Annotated in this window: 3 protein-coding genes; 1 reads left to right on the plus strand and 2 read right to left on the minus strand. The window is 60.5% G+C overall.

From position 1 onward, the window contains the following. Positions 1-78: 78 nt before the first annotated feature. The gene (locus EN914_RS33245) at positions 79-984 is read right to left on the minus strand and encodes a transcriptional regulator GcvA (RefSeq protein WP_024505892.1); all 906 of its coding nucleotides are present in this window, start codon (positions 982-984) and stop codon (positions 79-81) included. Between the two features lie 119 nt (positions 985-1,103). Between EN914_RS33245 and EN914_RS40205 the strand changes: the two genes are divergently transcribed. After that, positions 1,104-1,334 (plus strand): DUF1127 domain-containing protein, encoded by a 231-nt coding sequence (locus tag EN914_RS40205; protein ID WP_081714486.1) that lies wholly within the window; start codon positions 1,104-1,106, stop codon positions 1,332-1,334. A gap of 432 nt (positions 1,335-1,766) precedes the next feature. Here the strand turns inward: EN914_RS40205 and EN914_RS33255 are convergent. Further along, on the minus strand, positions 1,767-2,073 hold a 307-nt coding region (locus EN914_RS33255; RefSeq protein WP_281034686.1), incomplete at its 5' end, for a sulfotransferase.

The raw sequence follows: 2,073 nt of genomic DNA on the forward strand, positions 1-2,073 counted from the left end.
GCTTGAGACTGATAACCGGACCCTCGCCGTCGCAGTCGAGCGGTTGCGACTGCCGTGCGTTCGCGGTTTAACGTGCCACTATGGATCGAGCGTCTGGAGGCGAGACACGTCGTCAGCGGCCTCGGCCAACAGCCATTCACGAAATGTGATGATTTTAGGGACCATCGACATCGCGCGGGGGCAGACGATCCAGTATGTCTTGGACAATCGCAGAGCCGTAGCAAACGGTCTGACGAGGCGCCCGTTGATGAGATCCCAAGCCGCAAGCGTGGTGCGGGCGAGTGCGATGCCCTGGCCGTCGACAGCGGCGTCTATGACCATGCTGGCACGGTTCAGGACCGGTCCGTGGGAGAGTTTGGCATCTCGCACGCCAGCAGCCTCGAGCCATTCCGACCAGTCCTTCCGGTCATCAAGATGCAGCAGCGGAAATTTCAACACATCGGACGGCTCGCGCATCCGCTGATGAAGTTTGGGACTGCAAACCGCGAACAGCTGCTCGGAACACAGGCGGACAACATCATGCCCAGCCCAGTTGCCATCGCCATGCCGCACGGCAAGATCGACGTCCTCTCTTGCGAAGTCGACGTGATGCATGGTTGCGGAAACCCTGAGGTCGATGTCCGGATGCGTCTCTGCAAACCTGCCAAGGCGATTTACCAACCACTTGGAGGCAAAGTCGGGCGACGTGCTGACCGTCAACGCGCCGGCCCTGGATAGATGCTGAATGCGTTGCGTGCCGAGAGCTATACGGTCGAAGGCATCACGTACCACCTCTAGATAGGAGAGGCCGGCTCGCGTGATGCTCAGCTTTTGACGTTCGCGATCGAACAGCCTGACGCCCAATTCGAGCTCGAGCGCCTTCACCTGATGGCTCACCGCGCCCTGCGTCACGGATAGTTCGTCCGCCGCCCTGGTGAAACTCCCGTGGCGAGCCGCGGCCTCGAAGGCCTTGAGGGCGTTGAGTGATGGCAGTCGGCGAGCCAATTTTCTACCATGTCATGAGAAAAATTCGGCCAAGCACGAGAAACCATGCTTTGCGCCCGTGGGCAGATTGGAGCATTTCAGCGCGACACGTCAACATGGATGCAGCGAGAGGATGAGAAATGTTCAATCACCCACTTACTGAAGGCCGGAGGCCTCCGTCGTCGTTGCCGACGCATGTTCGTCACATCATCAACAATGCGACAGGACCTATTGTGATAGTATCGCGTTGGATACAACTCTACCGCCAACGTGGACAGCTGGCCGAGCTCGAAGACCATCAGCTTGCAGACCTGGGTCTTGGTCGTACGCAGGTTCGGAACGAATGCGCGAAGTGGCCTTGGCAGGCCTAACTCTCGGCCGCCGTTGCATTCTGGTCAGATCAAGCCGGTGCCTACCTAAAAATGACCCCTTGAGGACCGGCTTGCCGACGCATCGGCAACCCGGCTCCTCGCAATCCTGCAGCCGTCCCTCGACCAGCCTGGGCGTACGTGGGGCGAGGTTCTCCGCGCCGCCGCTATGGTGCCACTGACATCATGGTCGAACACGCGCACGCTGTTGCAGTCGGGCGACTTTGCGCCTCAAGTTGGCCATTGCACTTATCATGGCCGCCGCCCAGTAGCGGACATCCGAGAGCGGCTAGCCGCATGGCACCTTCGCGCCCAACAGCGCCCACCGTCCCTTTCTGATGCACCCGCTCCCCCGTTGGTTACACGCAACGGAGCCGGCGTGGACAGGCTGCTACGCGCATTGGCCTGGCTTCGGCGTCGAACTCGGTGTGGGGCTTATTTGGCGAAGCGGTTTCGGAATTCGGTAGTGGTGTTGCTGTGGGGGAAGGGTTCAGCCGGGATCGGCACGCCGAGAAAGGCGCACAGGTTCGGCCAGCCGTCGGCCACCTTACAGACCAGCAGGCGCGACGGCGGGAAAGCTGAGATCACTTCGGCGTTGTGGGCTTCGAGCACTTCGATAGCATGGGTTTCGTCGTCGAGACGACCGCCGAAAATTTTCGTCTCTATGACGGCCCGGCCAAAACTTTGCGGGTCGGCGGTCTCGCCCATGGTGTTGAAGATCGTGACGCGTGCGCTCCTGTAC

The organism is Mesorhizobium sp. M7A.F.Ca.CA.001.08.2.1 (assembly GCF_003998455.1).
Taxonomy (GTDB): domain Bacteria; phylum Pseudomonadota; class Alphaproteobacteria; order Rhizobiales; family Rhizobiaceae; genus Mesorhizobium; species Mesorhizobium ciceri.

What these genes read in the sequence shown, in the direction of transcription:
- EN914_RS40205 (WP_081714486.1), top strand. Translation starts at nt 1,104, where the DNA reads ATGTTCAATCACCCACTTACTGAAGGCCGGAGGCCTCCGTCGTCGTTG.